The organism is Mesorhizobium sp. M4A.F.Ca.ET.020.02.1.1 (genome assembly GCF_004022645.1).
In the GTDB taxonomy this organism is placed as follows: Bacteria; Pseudomonadota; Alphaproteobacteria; order Rhizobiales; family Rhizobiaceae; genus Mesorhizobium.
Genome location: NZ_RZOI01000808.1, coordinates 1 through 2,536 on the forward strand (window position 1 = coordinate 1; position 2,536 = coordinate 2,536).

The following is a 2,536-nucleotide window of genomic DNA, read 5'->3' on the forward strand; positions in this document are numbered from 1 at the left end:
CCGCCTTTCCAGGCTGTTCGGCATCGACCCAACCCATCACCGCGTCAAGATCGACGCCCTTGCGAGTCGACCACTCAACCAAATTGGCGGGCCGGTAGCTTGACGAGTGGCGATACCGCTCGAAGACCGAGCCATCAATCGTCTCATTGACATTGATGTACGTCGCATCCGGGTCCCGGCCGGGAGGGGATGCAATGGGCCGAAGATGCCTCTTGCTGAGGATGGCGTAGGAGCCGCGCATGAACTCCCGGTAAGAGTCTGAAATCGGAGCGTCGAGGGCCCCGTCGTCCACCTCGATGTCGCTCCTGAACGCGAGACCGTGGGACCGGGCCTTTTCGATGATCCAGCTGAGAGGAGCCTGTGCAAGCAGATCATTCGGGTATCCGCCGCCCACATTACCGTGGGCGCCAGCAAACCAACGCTGCTCGACACTGCTGTAGGGACGCGGCGGTGCGATCACCGCCTGGGGATCGGTAGGGATTCTCTTCGTCCATAACGTCGGCATGAAGCTGTTGCGATGCTCATCGAGGGCAAGGGCGTGAAACGCATTCTCGATTGGCACCCTCAAGCCCGTGTCCAGAAATCGGAAACTGGTCCGACTGATGCCTTCCCAGCTGAACGCGGGAATGCCGAGCGCGCCGACAGTGTCCCAGACGGCCACCAGCTTGATCGGCACGCGGCGGGAGTATTTCAGCATCCAGCGTTCTTCCAGGGCAGAGGCCTTCAGCGGGCCTGCGACCAAGTCGTCATGAAGCTTCCACACGGTCAGCGCGTCGCGTCGGCGGTACCGGGCGAACAACTGGTTGACGCTTAACGGGGCACCCGGCCTCAACAGGCCACACTTGGTGATAAAGCCTGTCAGAGAACGCGCAGTGAAGGCGCCACGGCTGAAGCCGAACACGAAGATGTCGTCACCATCGTTGTAGTTTTCGACCAGCCACTCATAGGCATCAAGGATATTCCTGAGCAGCCCCTTCCCAAAGGCTCCGCCAATGACTCCGTTCACCCCGATATCATAGTAGGCGAGCTGGGCTGGGTTTCCGGTGTCTTTCGTTGAACACAGGGCGCGCAAGCGCCAGACATTGGTGTTGTCCGACACGGAATTCCAGGTTCCATCAAGGAAAACCGCCAGCCGCTTCTTACCCGGTCCCGCTGCCGATAATGATTCCATTTCGCTTCCTTGAAAAGGAAGACAGACCACGACATATGGCGGCTGTCCAGCGGTCCTAAGTCAGCGCCCTCCGGAGATTCTGTCCGGTTGCTAAGAAGGTGGGGTAACGCGGCCACAGATGGTGACAAAGGCTGAACTGCCCCAAGCGGCACGAGGCGCGAACAAGATCGAGTAGTCGCGGCTGCTGGTCGTGGGCCGGCCGATGGTGATCATGGACACGCCGACGTAGCTCCCGGTCTTGAAGCGGCCGATGAATTCGACAGGCATCGCCTATGTAGCGGAAGCACCCGTCGCGCCGGTCGAGCTTGAACCTCAGTGTCGGGTTCGGTTGCGTTGGTTCTTCCTGGGCCCTTGCCGGAGCAGATATGAGAATGGCGGCGCCGACAGCCCAGAGCAGCGGCCATTTGGAGGCACTATGGCGCATCACTTGGTCTCGGGGTCGGGCTCACCAAAGGTCTTCACGAAGATGGCCTTGCCAGTGCCTGAAATTTGCTTCTGGATGTCCCAGTCGAGCTTGCTGTCCCTGATGTAGAGACTGAGGGTACAAATCTCGCCGCGGCAGGCACTTGGCGTTGAGGACTGCTTGTCCTGGATAGAATATGAGGCGATATATCCAACGATAACGTCCTTGCAGTCCGTGTCGGGTAAGCGGCAAGGCGGCGCGTTTGACACTTTGCTACTTAAGGAGTTCCGGTGCATAGGATTTGACGCGTGCCATCGTGAGGGCCCGACCATGTCGCACCAAAACCTCATGCTCTTCGGCCTCCAATCTCTTTAAATCTGTTGCCACCAGCGAGGCGAAAGCGGCGTCGCCAGGCCGTTCCTCGCCTACCCGGCTGTCGATTGAAAACCAGATGGGTTTCGGGCCCTTTTTCGCGTCGTACGACAAATTGCAGACGAGCAAATTGAAGACCTCTTACCTGCTCCATCATGATGTTGATCGCCTCCTTGAGCACGATTGTCCCGGACTCCGTCGGATGAGGGGACACGGCGAACGGCTTGCCGCCATCACTTACAAAACACACATCGACGGGATTGCGCCGCGCTCGCATCAACGGGTTCACGCCCAGATTATCGTAAATGCCTCCATCGCTCAGCGTCGCGTATTCGCTCAGGGAATTGGGATAGATGTCGGCATTGAGCCGTAGCGGGGGAAACACGGGCGGGAAAGCCGAGGATGCTGCCACGGCCAAGCTGATTGGATAGTTACTCGCATTCGCGGTGCCGCTCTCGTGCTCCCCCATCGTTTCTCCAGCGTCTTCTCCGGGCGCCAATGCCTTGCCTGCAACAAAGAAAAACATGTTGCCGGTGGCCAGGTTGGTGGCGTTGAGATAGATTCTTGGACCATCTCTGAGAGCGGATAGC

General features: G+C 58.8%; 2 protein-coding genes. Both read right to left on the minus strand.

The annotated features are described in order from the left end of the window. The coding region (locus tag EN742_RS31420) for a DUF2235 domain-containing protein (RefSeq protein WP_148670390.1) at window positions 1–1,171 on the minus strand (1,171 nt) is incomplete at its 3' end. 749 nt (window positions 1,172–1,920) lie between these two features. Beyond that, on the minus strand, window positions 1,921–2,536 hold a 616-nt coding region (locus EN742_RS31425), incomplete at its 5' end, for a patatin-like phospholipase family protein (RefSeq protein ID WP_245492438.1).